Genomic DNA, 16,601 nt, shown 5'->3' with positions numbered 1-16,601 from the left:
TAGATCAAGCGCTATTTCCTGTTTTTAATTTAAGAATCAGCGAATTGCCCATTCTTCTCTTTTGCAACTTGTTCGACTTCAGCCGCTAAATAATCGACTAATTCATCCACCATTTCTTGATCGCGACCTTCAACCATGACGCGAATCAATGGCTCCGTACCCGATGCTCTTAACAGAACACGCCCCAGACCATTTAGCTTTTCATTGGCCATCGCAATGGCTTTTTGCAACGCAGGCTCTTCAGCAGGCGCAAAGCGTGCTGCTACACGAACATTTTTCAGCTTTTGAGGAAATTTAATTAACCCCTCAAGCAATTCATGTAGCGCCTTTTCTTCCTCAACCATTGCACGCAGCACTTGTAATGCCGCAATGATACCGTCTCCTGTTGTCGTGATGTCGCGACACACTATGTGACCAGATGGCTCTCCACCTAACACCCAACCATGATGAATCAACTTCTCATTAACGTATCGATCACCAACTTTAGCACGACTGAAACCGATACCGTTTTCAGAAAAAGCTAACTCTAGGCCGAAGTTACTCATCAGTGTCCCAACAACACCACCATTAAAGCGTCCAGTATCCATCAAATGGTTAGCAATGATGTACAGTACATCGTCGCCATCACATACTTTACCAAAACGATCTACTAGGATCAGACGATCACCATCACCATCTAGAGCAATACCGATATCGGCTTCTTCTGCTAATACATTTTTGCGTAATAACTCAGGCTTGGTCGCACCGCTGTCTTCATTGATATTCAAACCATCGGGGTTCACTCCAATTGGAATGACTTCCGCACCCAATTCAGAAAACACGCGTGGCGCTACGTGATACGTCGCACCATCGGCACAGTCAACGACAATTTTCAAACCAGAGAGTTGTAAGCCTATTGGGAAAGTACCTTTACAATACTCAATGTATCGACCTGCCGCATCATCAATACGCTTTGCACGACCGATTAAACTGGAGTCTACAACTTGCATTGGCTGATCCAAGTAGTACTCAATTTTCTCTTCTAACTCGTCCGATAATTTACCGCCTTGAGCTGAAAAGAATTTAATACCGTTATCTGTATAAGGGTTATGGGAAGCACTGATTACAATCCCCGCGCTAGCACGGAAAGTTCGCGTTAAATATGCAATGGCAGGGGTCGGCATTGGTCCAACCAAACGCACATCAGCACCCGCAGCAACAATTCCTGACTCCAACGCTGACTCAAACATATAGCCAGATATACGCGTATCTTTACCTATAAGAATTTTCTTATCATGCTCTTTAAAAACTTGGCCAGCCGCCCAACCAAGCTTTAACATAAATTCCGGTGTAATCGGTCCCTTACCGACTTCACCACGAATACCATCAGTACCAAAATATTTACGCATTACGACTCTCTTCAATCTGATGCATGACCTTCAGCATGTCCACATGAGGCTTAACATCATGAACACGGAAAATGCGGGCGCCTTTAAGATAAGTAGAAGCATTTGCCCCCATTGTTCCATATAAACGCTCGGAAACAGGGACACCAAGGATGTCCCCGATCATGGTTTTTCTAGACACACCAATCAACACTTCGTGACCTAAAGCCAACAAACGCTCAGTATGCTTAAGTAGGGTCGTATTATGAACGAGAGTCTTACCAAAACCGATACCTGGATCCAGAATAATCTGGTCTTTTTCAATACCTACTGCAATACATGTCTCAACTCTACTCAATAGGTATTGCTCAACATCCTCAATCAGATCTTCGTAAGCAGGTGAGTCCTGCATGTTTTGAGGTGTACCGCGCATGTGCATCAAACAAACTGGCAACCCCGTCTTCGCTGCGGCCTCAAGTGCACCATCACGCTCTAACGCTCGAACATCATTGATAAAGCCGGCACCTAGACTTGCAGACCCTGTGATGACGGCAGGCGTACTAGTATCAACCGACACGATGGTATCAAAGCGTTTTTTTATCGCCTCGACCACTGGCAGCACTCGATCTAACTCTTGCTGTTCGCCCACCAATGCCGCACCAGGACGTGTCGACTCTCCCCCGACATCAATAAAGTCAGCACCGTCCGCAATCATGGACTCAACTTGTCGCATTGCCGCATCAAAGCTGTTGTGCTTACCACCATCGGAAAAGGAATCTGGGGTTACGTTTAGAATCCCCATAACGCGAGGAAGCGATAAGTCCAAGGACTTATCGCCAAAAACCATTACTGACATGTATGTATCACTTAGCCGAAAAACAACACTGACGAAGCTTACGCTTCGCCAGTTGGTTTTTGAGGGATAGGAGCCTCTTCTGAAGTATCAGAAGAATCCGTCATGGTGTCATTTGAACCAGAGGCCTGTTCATTCGTAGCTTGCGCCACTTCTTCGGCCTCAGGATTTGAGCTGTTTCCACCCGCAGATGGATCAGACCAACCTGCTGGAGGGCTTGGTTTCTTACCATCCATGATTTCTTTAATTTGCTTAGCATCGATTGTTTCATACACCATCAACGCTTCAGCCATCATGTCTAGTTTAGAACGGTTTTCAACCAGAATGTCCGTTGCTTTTTGGTAACAACGATCAATGATGTCACGCACTTCAGCATCAATCTTCTTACCAGTTTCTGGTGAGAAGTAGTTTGCTTTAGCACCGGTACCACCGCCTAGGTAACCACCTTGCTCTTCCTCTTCATAAGCGAAAGCACCAAGCTCTTCAGAAAGCCCCCATTTGGTTACCATGCTACGCGCAATGCTAGACGCACGTTCGATATCATTTGATGCACCAGTGGAAACCCCATCAAAGCCATGAATTAACTCTTCAGCAATACGTCCACCGTACAAACTACACACTTGTGACTCAAGACCGCGCTTACTTAAGCTGTATTTATCCTCTTCAGGCAAATACATCGTCACACCTAAAGCACGACCACGTGGAATAATCGTCACTTTATAAACAGGATCATGCTCTGGCATTAGGTAACCGACAATGGCATGGCCTGCTTCGTGATAAGCCGTATTACGTTTCTCTTCTTCCTTCATCACCATGGACTTACGCTCAGCACCCATTAGGATTTTATCCTTAGCAAGCTCAAGCAGTTCCATGTTAACAAGACGGCGGTTCGAACGCGCAGCAAACAGCGCCGCTTCGTTCACTAAGTTGGCAAGATCTGCACCCGAGAAACCTGGCGTACCACGAGCAATATTCTTCGGCTCAACATCGTCAGCCACAGGCACTTTGCGCAGGTGAACTTTTAGAATCTGCTCACGACCACGGATGTCTGGCAAGCCCACTGTCACTTGGCGGTCAAAACGACCAGGACGCAACAACGCTGGGTCCAATACGTCGGGACGGTTCGTTGCGGCAATAACGATAATACCTTCATTACCTTCGAAGCCATCCATCTCAACCAACAACTGGTTTAGAGTTTGCTCACGCTCGTCGTTACCACCACCCATACCGGAGCCACGGTTACGACCTACCGCATCGATCTCATCAATAAAGATGATACAAGGGGCATGTTTTTTCGCTTGCTCGAACATATCACGTACACGAGAAGCACCCACACCAACAAACATTTCAACGAAATCAGAACCAGAGATCGTGAAGAAAGGCACCTTAGCCTCACCTGCAATGGCTTTGGCTAGCAAGGTTTTACCTGTACCTGGAGGTCCACACATCAAGATACCGCGTGGAATTTTACCACCCAAACGCTGAAACTTACCTGGCTCGCGTAGGAAGTCTACTAGCTCCTCTACGTCTTCCTTGGCTTCATCACAACCTGCCACATCAGCGAATGTTGTTTTAATTTGATCTTCAGGTAACAAGCGAGCTTTCGATTTACCAAAGGACATTGGACCGCCCTTGCCACCGCCTCCGCCTTGCATCTGACGCATAAAGAAAATAAAGATCGCTAGTATCAGCAAAATTGGAAAACTGGCAACCAGTAGCTGAGTCCAGATACTTTGTTGCTCTGGCATACGACCTTCAACGACAACATTGTTGCTTAGCAAGTCATCCATAATCTTAGGATCCGCTGCCGCTGGGCGTACAGTTTCAAACGTATCGCCACTGGTTCGGGAACCACTGATGGTGTAACCATCGACCACAACTTTTGCGATACGTCCGTCGTGAACCTCTTGTACAAATTCAGAATAAGAGATTCGGTTAGTATCCGCAGAGGTATTAAAGTTGTTAAACACTGTCAGTAATACCGCAGCGATCACCAACCACAATAAAATATTTTTAAGCATATCGTTCAAGAGCACACCTCTTAACGGTTATAAAGCCAAGTATTGCAACAACACTGCCGTATAACCTTTAATTCGTCGTCCTAGTAGTTGCTTCAACGCCAATACATCAAAGCGTAAGGTTTACGGGTGACACCAAAGTCAATTGACTCCGTATCGCTTTAGATTTCAGTTTTGATTCATTCTGTGTGAACCTTAGCAGGAAATCTCTCAGGGCGTAACACCTCTAAGAGGCCTCCACCTAAGCTAACTCAATGGTTTGTAAAATGTCGAATTTAGACATTTGTTACCATTACTATTGGGGCCTCTTCTGAAATTACAAGATCTAGCCCTATGTTTCCATTACCTGTAAGTAGTTTTTCGTTATAGAAATCTTACTTTACGTCCTAGTTTGATCCACTTTTCTACTAATATATCAAATGCTACGTCTTAACGGGTAGATCCGATCACTGTAGAATCCGATCTCAAGATCGTTGGACAGAGCTCTAACTGAAATGTTCCACGTATAATTTAGTCATTGCATACATTCTTGCACGCTTTCATCGTACCTAATTGCAATGATATTCCGTTATAATATCGCCTAACTCCTGAAGCCTCCAATAGAGAGGATCAACCAAGATGAGAAATTTTAATTATGAGTTTGACAAACGTACAAAAAAAGCAATACCGCAACATCGGGCACTCACTTAACCCAGTGGTAACGGTTGCAGGTAATGGCTTAACTGAATCGGTTTTGACTGAAATCGATCGAGCTCTTGAAGATCACGAACTAATCAAAGTTCGTTACAGTGTGACAGATCGTGAAGCGCGCTATGAGCTAGTCGAAGAAACGAGCAAAGTTTTAAAAGCTCAGATTGTTCAAACTATTGGTAAAGTGGCTCTTTTCTATCGCGCAGCGCTTGAGCCAAACCCAAAACTATCTAACTTACTTCGCTAGAAATTCCTCATTTTAAAGGCTAGCCAAGGTTAGCCTTTAAAATCTTCTAACTAAACTATTGAACTTGAACGTCGATATTTATTCTTAATAAGAAAAGAGACGACGTTATGATCTTTATTGATACAGTTAGTAAACTCACACAACTACCAGAGCGAGAAGACCCTACTCACTTCCGCCGTAGGCGAACACGACCATCTCAAGATAGCCTTACATTGAGTGATGCTGCCGCACATGTACAACAAATCAGCTTATCCTATGAGTATGCAACGGAGCTAACCCCTACTGACAGCATTATCGCTAATATGCTTGAAGCTATTTTGCGACAATTAGACAGCCCTGAGATTCAGGTTACGGCACTCAGTCAATTCGCGCCCGCCAATCACTCATGGCAGCTTACATTACAAACACCACCGCTCAGCCAAAGCACAAACAGTCCCAGCTATGCTGACAGCATTAAAGATTTACAACATGAAAACCAATTTAAGCGCATTGAACTACACCTCTTAGGAAGTGACGGCACGGATAAACTCTGCCTGATAACGTTTATACCGCATCATTTATCTGCTTCTCTTCAACAAGCACTGCGACAACTTGAACCAAGACAAAACTTGAGCACGCCTTATTCGGTGAACGAGTTAGAGCCTTTGCCACAAAATTGGACATTTGAAATTGATCAAGATGGAGAGGAAACACCATTGGAATCGCTTTACGATAAAAGCGAGGCATTACCACACTCGCTTGCACCACAATTCAATGGTCTGCAAATTTGGTTTGAACGGCAAGAAGACGCACTGCCATTGTTAATGAGTGATCAGAAGCTGGGGTACATATATATTGGCAACTATGAAACATATCGTCAGACAGAATATGAGCCCGAGGTAAGCAATGGCTCCTCAGGCTCATTAGACATCAATGCCTGACTTTAAATAGTTTTACTGTCACGTTTCAACTTGCGTCGTGAAAGCCACCACACCGATAAGGTAAACAGGGAAACGATTAAAATAATAATCGTCGCCAGCGCATTGATTTTAGGGGACACCCCTAACCTAACCGAGCTAAATACCTCAATAGGTAATGTTGTTGAGCCTGGACCAGAGACAAAGCTCGCAATGACTACATCGTCCAGCGATAGCGTAAAAGACAACAGCCATGCTGACACTAAAGCGGGCATAATGATTGGCAAAGTCACTTGAATAAACGCTTTTAGCGGTGTCGCTCCCAAATCCATTGCTGCTTCAAGGTATGAACGGTCCAACTCTTTCAAACGCGAACTGATCACCACCGTCGCATACGCGGTACAAAACGTCGCATGAGCAATCCATATGGTAAGCAGACCACGTTGTTGAGGCCAACCAATTACATCCGCCATGGAGACAAATAGCAGTAAAAGAGACAGACCAATGATCACATCAGGCATTACCAAAGGAGCTGCCACCAAGCTATGCAGTAGTGAACGACCACGAAAACGTCCAAAACGCGTTAACGCCACTGACGCCATAATACCTAACAGCACAGCAGTATTCGCACTCCAAAAGGCCACCTCAAGGCTGCGCCAGACAGCCATCATTAGATCTTTATCGTGAAACAGCTCGCCATACCATTTCGTAGACCAACCCGCCCACACAGTCACCAATCGAGATTCATTAAAAGAGTAGATAATTAGACTTAGCATGGGTAAGTATAAAAAGGCCATGCCAAACCAAAACATCACCCCAGAAAAGCGAAACGACATTTTCATTTGCTGTCCTCCCACTCTTTTTCTTGATGTTTTCTAAACAAATGAATCGGAATCATTAGGATCAGAAGCATAATCAAAGCCAATGAAGACGCTAAAGGCCAGTCACGGTTATTGAAAAACTCCTGCCACATCACCTTACCAATCACGATTGAATTCGTACCGCCTAGCAATTCAGGAATCACATATTCACCCACTACTGGAATAAATACCAACATGCTACCTGCCACGATGCCATTGCGAGAAAGTGGGAAGGTAATATTCCAAAAAGACTTTAAACGGCGTGCACCTAAGTCCAAAGAAGCTTCAATCAGACTGTAATCGTGTTTGACCAAATTGGCATACAGAGGTAACACCATAAATGGCAAGTAGGCGTAAACAATACCAATGTAGACCGCAATATTCGTGTTCAGAATAGCCAATGGCTGATCAATAACCCCCAACCACAGCAGCACATTATTCAAAACACCATTACTCTTCAGAATACCAATCCAAGCATAAATTCGAATCAGAAAGGAGGTCCAAGAAGGCAACAATATCAACAGCAACAAAATAGATTGAGTATTACTTTTGGCCCTAGCAATGTAATACGCCATCGGATAACCGATCAACAAACATAATAGCGTCGACAATGCCGCCATTTTTAAGCTGTTCAAATACGCTACTAGGTAGAGACTATCTTCGGTTAGAAAAACAAAATTACCAAAGTAGACATGCAGGTCAAAGGCTTGATCCGCCATAGACAACAAAGCGGTATATGGCGGAATCGCGATATCAGCTTCAGCAAAAGCTATTTTCAAAACAATCAAAAACGGCATTGCAAAAAACAGCCCCAACCATATTGTTGGCAGCGCAATCACCCATTTTTTGCCAGCTTCAGCGTGCAGAGACAAACGAGCGAGTAGTTTCTTCATGGGCGCAATACCAAACCACTATCATCCGACCAATGCACATAAACAGACTCTTCCCAAGTAGGCAAATCAGCAAAACGGTCAGAGTTAATCATAAATGAATATACGATTTTGCCATTATCAAGACGAATATGATAAACCGAGTGTCCGCCTAGATAAGCGATATCATGCACCACACCATGACACCAATTGTATTGACTATCAGGCTGATCACGGGAAATTAACGTTTTCTCAGGGCGCACCGCAAACACCACTTGCTTGTCTTCAATCGCCGTCGTGACACCGTAAGAAACGTACATCGGCGTTGCCACTTCTGTCGTTTGAATGACTGCATGGTCCTGAGCATCCACTGTGATCGTGCCATGAAACAGGTTCATACTGCCGATAAATTCAGCCGCTTGCAGACTGTTCGGTGCTTCGTAAATATCACGAGGGGTACCCGCTTGCACGATACGGCCTTCTTCCATGATGGCAATGCGATTGGCCATGGTCATCGCTTCTTCTTGGTCATGGGTTACCATGACACAAGTCACGCCAACACTTTCAAGAATGTCGACCACCTCTAATTGCATGCGGTTACGCAGCTTTTTGTCCAACGCACCCATTGGCTCATCGAGCAATAAAAGCTTCGGTGACTTCGCCAAGCTGCGCGCCAAGGCGACTCGTTGACGCTGGCCGCCCGACAATTGCTCAGGCTTTCGTTTGGCATATTTTTCCATATGCACTAAACGCAGCATCTGCACCACTTTGTCAGCGATCAAATTTTTCGGCATACGATCTTGTTTTAAGCCGTAAGCAATATTCTGCTCCACCGTCATATGCGGAAATAAAGCATAGGATTGGAACATCATATTAATAGGTCGGCGGTAAGGCGCCAGCGACACGATGTCCTCGCCATCCAGGATGATTTGCCCTGAATTCGGGGTTTCAAAGCCTGCGAGCATTCGCAATAGAGTGGATTTGCCTGAGCCTGAGGCTCCGAGCAAGGCAAATATATCGCCTTTAGCAATATCCAATGAGACATCGTTCACAGCGACGACGTCATCATAGGTTTTAACAATACTTTTTATCTGAAGAAAATGGCCATCAGCACTGTCGCGCGAAAGACTCGGCTCAATCATTAAGTACCCTCAAGGCATGTATGCCTAGCAAATGTTTGCATTGAAAGAGCAGCCAGCGCAGTAGAAGAGCACTGGCCTTTCTCATTATTGACCGGTTTTAATACGGTTCCAAGCACGTGTCACAGTACGTGTCGTACGCTGATCCAAAACCTTTGGCAGCCAGAGTTTTTGCATGACTTCTTGAGGTGGGAAAATGCTTTCATCACCCGCAATTTCTGGGTCAACCATCGTCATAGATTCAGGGTTCGCGTTCGCATACCAAACGTAGTTAGTAATGTTTGCAGTAATATCTGGGCGCATTAAGAAATTCATCAAGGCCATAGCCCCTTCTGGATTCTTAGCATCACGTGGAATCGCAAGCATATCGAACCACATCAAAGCACCTTCTTTCGGAATAACGTACTGGATAGCGACGCCATTATCCGCTTCTTCAGCTCGAGCCGCGGCTTGCGCAACATCACCAGACCAGCCAATAACGACACAGATATCACCGTTTGCCAAGTCATTGATGTACTTTGAGCTGTGGAAATAACGGTAATATGGACGAACCGATAACATCAGCTCTGTCGCTTTTTCCAAGTCACCTTTATCTGTACTGTTTGGATCAAGCCCTAGGTAATTCAATGCTGAGCTTAGCACCTCTGTCGGCGCATCTAAGGCAACCACGCCGCAAGATTGCAGCTTTTCTAGGTATTCTTTTTCAAATACCAAAGACCAGCTGTTAAGCGGTACGTCATCGCCAAGCGCCTGCTCAACTTTTTCAACGTTAATACCTATACCCGTGGTACCCCACATGTAAGGCACCGCGTATTGGTTGCCAGGGTCCACATCTTCTAGCAACTTCATCATATGCGGATCCAGATTAGACCAGTTCGGTAAAGCCGCACGATCTAGGGGCATAAAAGCACCCGCTTTGATTTGCTTACCAAGGAAATCGTTCGTTGGTACCACTAAATCAAAGCCAGACTGCCCTGAAAGCAATTTGGCCTCCAGCACCTCATTACTGTCGAAAACATCGTATACGACTGAAGTCCCCGTTTCTTTTTCAAAACTAGGTAAAGTTTCTTCGTCGATGTAGTCTGACCAGTTATAAAAATGTACTACCTCTTCCGCCTGAGCAGAAAGCGACACCACTGTTGTGGCTGCCACGGCCAAAGCCGACACACAAGACTTCAATTTCATAGAATGTCCCCTAGTCTGAATCATTTTAAAAAGCGGGCTATCATACGCATCCACACTAATGAGATAAAGATGATGCCATAAAAAAACCCCCGCTGCGAAGCGAGGGTCTTGAACAGAAATATGCTGTCGTATTTAGATCACACTTAAATGCTGAAACTTGCACCACAACCACAAGTAGATGTGGCATTAGGGTTAGTCACAGTAAAGCGCGCACCTTCTAAATTTTCTTGATAATCCACTTCCGAGCCAACCAAGTACTGGAAGCTCAATGGATCCACTACCAATTTAACACCATCACGAATGACTTCAGTGTCATCTTCTTGGTACTCTTCATCAAATGTGAACCCATACTGGAAGCCCGAACAGCCGCCGCCCGTCACATAGACACGCAACATTAAGCGTTCGTTTTCTTCTTCCTCAATCAATGACTGCAACTTGGCTGCTGCCGCTTGCGTCATAGAAATCGGATCCGCTGATTCCACCATTTACTCACTCCACCAATCATTAAATCGTCAGAGACGATTGCAACATGATTCGAATTATCCTCTTAACCGAGTAAATCAGTCAAGTATTGATCAGTGTTCGCGCGTTGCGCGGAACGCAACTTCAGGATAACGCTCTTTCGCTAGATTCAGGTTCACCATCGTTGGCGCAATGTAAGCTAAGTTGTCGCCACCATCTAGAGCCAAGTTTGCTTCGTTCTTGCGTTTGAACTCTTCAAACTTCTTGCCTTCTTCCGCTTCAACCCAACGTGCTGTAGCAACGTTCACACTTTCGTAAATCGCTTCAACGTTGTATTCCGCTTTCAAACGCGCCACGACGACATCAAACTGAAGCACACCGACAGCGCCAACAATCAAATCGTTATTATGCAGTGGACGGAAAACCTGTACCGCACCTTCTTCTGACAACTGTACTAGACCTTTTAACAGCTGTTTCTGCTTTAATGGATCTTTTAGACGAATACGACGGAACAACTCAGGCGCGAAGTTCGGAATACCCGCAAACTTCAAGCTCTCACCTTGTGTAAACGTATCACCAATCTGAATAGTACCGTGGTTGTGCAAACCAATGATGTCACCGGCAAACGCTTCTTCTGCACGGGAACGGTCACCCGCCATAAAGGTTACCGCATCCGAAATGCTGATCTGCTTGCCAATACGCACGTGATTCATCTTCATACCTTGGCTGTACGTACCAGACACCACACGCATAAAGGCGATACGGTCACGGTGCTTCGGATCCATGTTGGCTTGAATCTTAAATACGAAACCAGAGAACTTCTCTTCCGTTGCCGCCACTTCACGCTCGTTGGTTTGGCGTGGTAGTGGTGCTGGTGCCCACTGAGTGAGACCATCCAACATATGGTCAACACCAAAGTTACCCAAAGCGGTACCAAAGTAAACAGGCGTTAATTCGCCTTCTAAGAACAACTCTTGATCAAACTCATTGGATGCGCCCAATACAAGCTCAAGCTCTTCACGCAACTGATCGGCAAGCTCTTCACCCACCGCTTCATCAAGTTCAGGGTTTTCAAGACCTTTAATAGTTCTAACATCTTGAATCGTGTGCCCTTTACCCGTCGAATATAAGATCGTTTCATCACGATGTATGTGGTAAACCCCTTTGAACAACTTACCGCAACCGATCGGCCAAGTGATCGGCGCACACATGATGTTCAGTTCATTTTCCACTTCATCTAAAAGCTCCATTGGATCACGGATATCGCGGTCCAACTTGTTCATAAAGGTCACGATTGGCGTATCACGTAGACGGGTAACCTCCATCAATTTACGAGTGCGATCCTCGACACCTTTCGCAGCGTCGATCACCATCAAACAAGAGTCCACCGCCGTTAACGTACGGTAAGTATCTTCCGAGAAATCTTCGTGTCCAGGGGTGTCCAGCAGGTTAACCAAGCAATCGTTATATGGGAATTGCATTACAGAAGTGGTGATCGAGATACCACGCTCTTTCTCCATATCCATCCAGTCTGACTTCGCATGCTGATTGGAGCCGCGACCTTTCACCGTACCCGCTGATTGAATCGCACGCCCGAACAACAATACTTTCTCAGTAATGGTAGTTTTACCGGCGTCAGGGTGGGAAATAATCGCAAACGTACGGCGTTTGCCTACTTGATCAAGAAATTGCTGGTCAGCCATTGGACACTCTTTTAAATGGTCATAAACTTGGATATAAGAAAAGCCCCAAACAAGGAGCTTCTCATCCAAATTTATATCAGTCATAAGGAATGGGCGCTATTTTCGCTTATCTTAGCGATTTAGACAATCTCAGAAGCAGAATTAGCTTTCTGTAGGAAGCCGCTTTGCGGGTGATAAGATCCGCATTTCTGAGGCAATGGGATCACCCGCGCAGCGGGTTCCTACAATAGACCGGAGATCAGGCCGCACAGGCCGTTGAGACTCATCATCTTCTTCTCCGTCGTCCTCTTCGTAGTTTGGTGTCTTTCGATGAATTGGGCTTGTGACATTGGGGAAAACGCGTTATTGATGTTTGTACTGGTTTACTAAGGTGATTTTTTACAAAGGACGTTTCGAGGAGTAGAGATGGACAGTATGGAGCAATCTGCTTTACGCAAAAGTGAATACCAAGGACAAGGGTTTACGTTGTATCCGGAGGCGTTGTCATCGGAGTTGTTACGGCGTTTTCGAAACATTGCGGAGCAGTTAGAGTCAGCGGCGCTTGATTGTCATGCCCGTGGGGAGCAGCCGCCTCATGCGTGTGTTGTGAAGGATCCGGTAGGGCCTCGCGTGATGCGTTGTGATGACATTTTTTTTGCTGAGATGGATGCGGTTTTGGATTTGCTGGCTTCTCCGACCATGATTGAGATTGCTAAGGAGTTATGCGGCGATGGTGCGATTCCGCTGCAATGCGATATTCTCTATAAACATCAGCACCCTCACCCTGTGATTAATTGGCATCAAGGCGCGCCCCACCCACGTAATTATCCTTATCTGAATATTGGTATTTATTTAGATAACGCTGGAACGGGGGATGGATGTTTGCGTTATGTGCCTGAGACGCAGCATAAGCTAGAAGATATTCAGTCGTTGTCCCAACTGTACGGTTGGGAGGTTCCCGGTGTGGTAGAGCAGCCAGCTAAAGCAGGGGATATTATGGTGCAGGATATGATGATTTTGCATGGTTCGGCCCCTAAGCATACGCCGGGCTGTCGTCGTACGATTTATGTGGAGCTGCGCCCCAGTAATGGGGTTCGAGACAGTGGACGACAATCTGAGCAGTGGATTAGGTTACGCGAGCAATGGATGGCGCTGGTGATCGAACGGGCGGATAAAGCCTTGATTCCCCCTCATTGGTTTGAGACCTATCCTGTGGGACAAGTGGATCAGAAACAACTCTTGGACGATTTGAAAGCGTTTCGAGAGCCACCTATTCCGGCGGTTTGGGCTACTTTCCCAGTTGAGCACCCAGAATACCCTGTGCCTGCTTTTTTACGCTGAGACGTTAATAATGGAAACGCTTATGTCTGACGTACAGAAGATTCTGAATTTCTTTGATGGAATTGGGCTATCCTATCAACTGACGAAACTGAGTGAGAAAAGCTTTCTGCCAGGTATTGAAATAGAAGCTGGAGGCTTAAATATTGATTTAGACAAACTCAAGTATCCTGGAGATTTGCTACATGAGGCGGGACATATCGCCGTCACGGCAGCCCATGACCGACCTAAGCTTAGCGGTGATATGAAAAACTTAGGCCACACCGGTGCCGAGGAGACAGCCGCCATTGCTTGGTCTTACGCAGCATGCAAGCATTTGAGCTTTGCCCCTGAGTTTGTGTTTCACCCACAAGGCTATCGTGGCGGGGCTGACAACCTGATCACTGCGTTTGAGACTGGTGGCGGCTTTGGTTTTCCGTTACTAAGTTATTGGGATATGTGTGAGCCAATCGGGCAACCGAACGGTTACCCTATTATGAAAGCGTGGCTGAGATCCGAATAATCCAGCCCACGGCGTTATTCAAATTTATAGCCCGCACCATAGATGGTTTGAATGGCGCCTTCTTATGAATCCGGTCAAGCGCACCTTCACCTGTGAACAGTAACTTCAGCCTAAAAATCATATAATGAAATCATAATTATATCGCTTTCTTAACTCAGAGACTTTTAGCGGAAATAGTTTAAAGACCAAGGGAAATGAGCGGCCACACAATCAAAACATTAGCCGTTGAGACATCGCATTCTTAGTCTCTCCATGTCAATTATTTTCCTCACTGAGTTAAGCCAATGAAAATTGACTCTTTTAGGAAGCCGCTTTGCGAGTGATCAAGACTGCATCTCTGAGACAAATAAGTCACCCGCGCAGTCGGCTCTACTGCCATCTCAATTGCCATTCATTCCAATTTTTAATGTCATCACAACCTTTTGTCATTCGAACTCTAGTCAGATCCGCAGTAGACTATGCCGCTTTTATGGGTGAGGTTTCCTGTGGCAAAAGCATGTAAAAACATTGGTATCGTCGCGCATGTGGATGCAGGTAAAACCACTTTAACTGAACAAATGTTGTTTGCCGCTGGCGCGACTCGTAAAGCAGGCAGTGTGGATGATGGCACAACGGCTACCGATTCATTATCGGTCGAACGAGAGCGTGGTATTTCCGTTCGACTAGCAACAGAGACTTTTGACTGGCAAGACCATCAAATCAACCTCATTGATACGCCTGGGCACGTGGATTTCAGTGCCGAGGTGGAGCGTTCCTTACGCGCTTTGGACTGTGCAATCTTAGTAATTAGCGCCGTCGAAGGTGTGCAAGCCAATACCAGCAGTATTTTTGATGCCTTAACCAGCCTTAAGATCCCAACCTTAATTTTTATAAACAAATTAGATCGAGCGGGCGCCGATGTGGAACGAGTGCTCAATGAAATACATCAAGAACTTAGCCCTAAGGCGGTGTTGTTACAACATCCAACGGGACTTGGTCAGCCTGATGCGAAAATTGAGAAGCAGTGGTCAGCCAACACTTTCTCTTCTTCATTGATAATAGATGAACAAGAAGATTGGATTCACCCTTTGTTTGAGCGCATCACAGAACTCGATGATTCTTTGTTAGAAAAGGTGATCGAAAACGAGCCTGTTGAATTTAGCCACATCGATCAAACCCTCACTCAAGCCATCGCTCAAAGCCAACTCTATCCTGTGCTAACAGGTGTCGCCAAAGCAGGGCTCGGCATTGAATTTCTACTAGAAGCCATTGTTCGCTATTTACCTAGTGCCAAACACGCTATGGACAAACCGTTATCTGCGGTGGTGTTTAAGATCGAGCACGATCCAAGAATTGGAAAAATGGCTTATGTCCGAGTGTTTGAAGGGTGCCTAAACGCACGAGACAAAGTCCACAATGCCACGCGTAGCCAGGACGACCTCGTCATTGAGGACAAAGCCAGTCAAATTAAGCGTGTTTTTCGTGGTAAATATCATGATATAGACGGCATCAACGCTGGTGACATAGGCGTGGTAAGTGGCCTGCAGCATGCACAGATAGGTGATATTTTAGGTCATGGAAATGCTGTACCGAATGCCTACAAGCTATCCGCCCCCTTGCTCACCGTGCAAGTCATTCCTGAACAAGAAAAAGACTTCAGCGCTCTTGCCAGCGCACTGACAGAACTGGCTGATGAAGACCCATTACTCAACTTAGAATGGTTGACGGAACAACGGGAGTTGCACGTCAATATCAACGGTTGGATTCAAGTTGAAGTATTACAAAGCATCTTATTGCAACGCTTTGGCTTAGCGGCCACATTTGAGCAGCCTAGCATTATCTACAAAGAAACCCCTGCTAAAAGTGTAGAAGGTTATGAATGCTATTGGATGCCTAAACCTTGTTGGGCGATTGTTCGCTTTCTAATAGAGCCTGGCGAACGTGGCTCCGGTATTCAATACGAATCGAAAGTCAGTGTTAACCAAATCGCAGCGAAATACCAAAATGAGATTCGCTTAAACCTTGATAAAGCATTGAAACAAGGCATTAAAGGTTGGCAAGTGACCGATGCTAAAATCACCTTAATTGATGGCTCCGACCATGTACAACACAGTCGACCCGGTGACTTTATTATTGCCACGCCAATGGCCATTATGAATGGTTTAAAGGAATCCGATACAGACCTACTGGAACCTATCTTGGACTTTCAGATTCAAGCAGACAGTGAGCTGTTAGGCGCTATCACCAGCGACATTACCAAAATGCGCGGCACGTTTTTAAGTCCAGAATTTCAAGGAAATCGTGTCATTATTCGAGGCAAAGTCCCGGCTGCGACGTCTCTAGAATACTCCATTCAACTAGCGTCTTTAAGTGGCGGTCATGCCAAACTCACTACACGCTTGTCAGGGTATGAGACATGTACACCCGAGCAAGGCCAGAGCATTCCCTACCGAGGCATCAGCCCGCTCGATAGGGACAAATACATACTCTGGGCTCGCGGGGCATTACAGTAATAGC

Annotated in this window: 14 protein-coding genes; 5 read left to right on the top strand and 9 right to left on the bottom strand. The window is 45.7% G+C overall.

The window, feature by feature from the left end; all coding sequences use genetic code 11:
- Positions 1 to 29 precede the first annotated feature (29 nt).
- The 3 genes from glmM to ftsH are packed head-to-tail and all read right to left on the bottom strand — an operon-like array spanning position 30 to position 4,247.
- A complete protein-coding gene (gene glmM, locus JHD44_RS03855; protein ID WP_199461277.1) occupies positions 30 to 1,388 on the bottom strand; it encodes a phosphoglucosamine mutase in 1,359 nt (452 codons plus the stop codon).
- The gene (folP, locus tag JHD44_RS03850; protein WP_199461274.1) at positions 1,381 to 2,220 is read right to left on the bottom strand and encodes a dihydropteroate synthase; all 840 of its coding nucleotides are present in this window, start codon (positions 2,218 to 2,220) and stop codon (positions 1,381 to 1,383) included. The genes glmM and folP overlap by 8 nt, the downstream gene beginning before the upstream one ends.
- 38 nt (positions 2,221 to 2,258) lie before the next feature.
- Entirely contained in the window at positions 2,259 to 4,247 is a 1,989-nt protein-coding gene (ftsH, locus tag JHD44_RS03845) for an ATP-dependent zinc metalloprotease FtsH (RefSeq protein ID WP_199461272.1), read from the bottom strand.
- A 622-nt stretch (positions 4,248 to 4,869) separates the two neighbouring features.
- Between ftsH and yhbY the strand changes: the two genes are divergently transcribed.
- Both yhbY and JHD44_RS03835 read left to right on the top strand, forming a co-directional pair.
- Positions 4,870 to 5,172 (top strand): ribosome assembly RNA-binding protein YhbY, encoded by a 303-nt coding sequence (gene yhbY, locus JHD44_RS03840; protein WP_199461270.1) that lies wholly within the window; start codon positions 4,870 to 4,872, stop codon positions 5,170 to 5,172.
- 107 nt (positions 5,173 to 5,279) lie between these two features.
- A complete protein-coding gene (locus JHD44_RS03835; RefSeq protein WP_199461268.1) occupies positions 5,280 to 6,092 on the top strand; it encodes a hypothetical protein in 813 nt (270 codons plus the stop codon).
- Between the two features lie 2 nt (positions 6,093 to 6,094).
- On the opposite strand, the gene JHD44_RS03830 is transcribed toward JHD44_RS03835, so the two are convergent.
- From JHD44_RS03830 to prfC, 6 genes are all read right to left on the bottom strand, one after another.
- Positions 6,095 to 6,910 carry an ABC transporter permease subunit gene (locus JHD44_RS03830; RefSeq protein ID WP_418903727.1) on the bottom strand — a complete coding sequence of 272 codons (816 nt, stop codon included), beginning with the start codon at positions 6,908 to 6,910 and terminating at the stop codon, positions 6,095 to 6,097.
- Positions 6,907 to 7,821 (bottom strand): ABC transporter permease subunit, encoded by a 915-nt coding sequence (locus tag JHD44_RS03825; protein ID WP_199461266.1) that lies wholly within the window; start codon positions 7,819 to 7,821, stop codon positions 6,907 to 6,909. The genes JHD44_RS03830 and JHD44_RS03825 overlap by 4 nt, the downstream gene beginning before the upstream one ends.
- Positions 7,818 to 8,939, bottom strand: coding sequence for a polyamine ABC transporter ATP-binding protein (gene potA / locus JHD44_RS03820; RefSeq protein WP_199461264.1), 1,122 nt, complete (start codon positions 8,937 to 8,939; stop codon positions 7,818 to 7,820). The genes JHD44_RS03825 and potA overlap by 4 nt, the downstream gene beginning before the upstream one ends.
- 84 nt (positions 8,940 to 9,023) lie before the next feature.
- On the bottom strand, positions 9,024 to 10,121 hold the full coding sequence (locus tag JHD44_RS03815; protein ID WP_199461262.1) for a polyamine ABC transporter substrate-binding protein: 1,098 nt from the start codon (positions 10,119 to 10,121) through the stop codon (positions 9,024 to 9,026).
- A gap of 143 nt (positions 10,122 to 10,264) precedes the next feature.
- Positions 10,265 to 10,606: an iron-sulfur cluster insertion protein ErpA gene (erpA, locus tag JHD44_RS03810; RefSeq protein ID WP_199461260.1), complete on the bottom strand. Its 342-nt coding sequence runs from the start codon at positions 10,604 to 10,606 to the stop codon at positions 10,265 to 10,267.
- Positions 10,607 to 10,696: 90 nt separating this feature from the next.
- Entirely contained in the window at positions 10,697 to 12,286 is a 1,590-nt protein-coding gene (gene prfC / locus JHD44_RS03805) for a peptide chain release factor 3 (protein ID WP_199461258.1), read from the bottom strand.
- Positions 12,287 to 12,691: 405 nt separating this feature from the next.
- Here prfC and JHD44_RS03800 point away from each other — a divergent pair, with 405 nt between their 5' ends.
- The 3 genes from JHD44_RS03800 (at position 12,692) to JHD44_RS03790 (ending at position 16,597) form a co-directional block, all read left to right on the top strand.
- Complete coding sequence (locus tag JHD44_RS03800; RefSeq protein ID WP_199461256.1) at positions 12,692 to 13,606, top strand: phytanoyl-CoA dioxygenase family protein; 915 nt, start codon at positions 12,692 to 12,694, stop codon at positions 13,604 to 13,606.
- A gap of 22 nt (positions 13,607 to 13,628) precedes the next feature.
- Positions 13,629 to 14,105, top strand: a complete 477-nt coding sequence (locus tag JHD44_RS03795; RefSeq protein ID WP_199461254.1) for a hypothetical protein — start codon at positions 13,629 to 13,631, stop codon at positions 14,103 to 14,105.
- A 485-nt stretch (positions 14,106 to 14,590) separates the two neighbouring features.
- Positions 14,591 to 16,597: a GTP-binding protein gene (locus JHD44_RS03790; protein ID WP_199461252.1), complete on the top strand. Its 2,007-nt coding sequence runs from the start codon at positions 14,591 to 14,593 to the stop codon at positions 16,595 to 16,597.
- Positions 16,598 to 16,601: the final 4 nt, after the last annotated feature.

Source organism: Marinomonas ostreistagni (assembly GCF_016461785.1).
Classification (GTDB): domain Bacteria; phylum Pseudomonadota; class Gammaproteobacteria; order Pseudomonadales; family Marinomonadaceae; genus Marinomonas; species Marinomonas ostreistagni_A.
The sequence above is the reverse complement of the archived record's forward strand: the minus strand, read 5'-3'. Positions and strand labels throughout refer to the sequence as shown.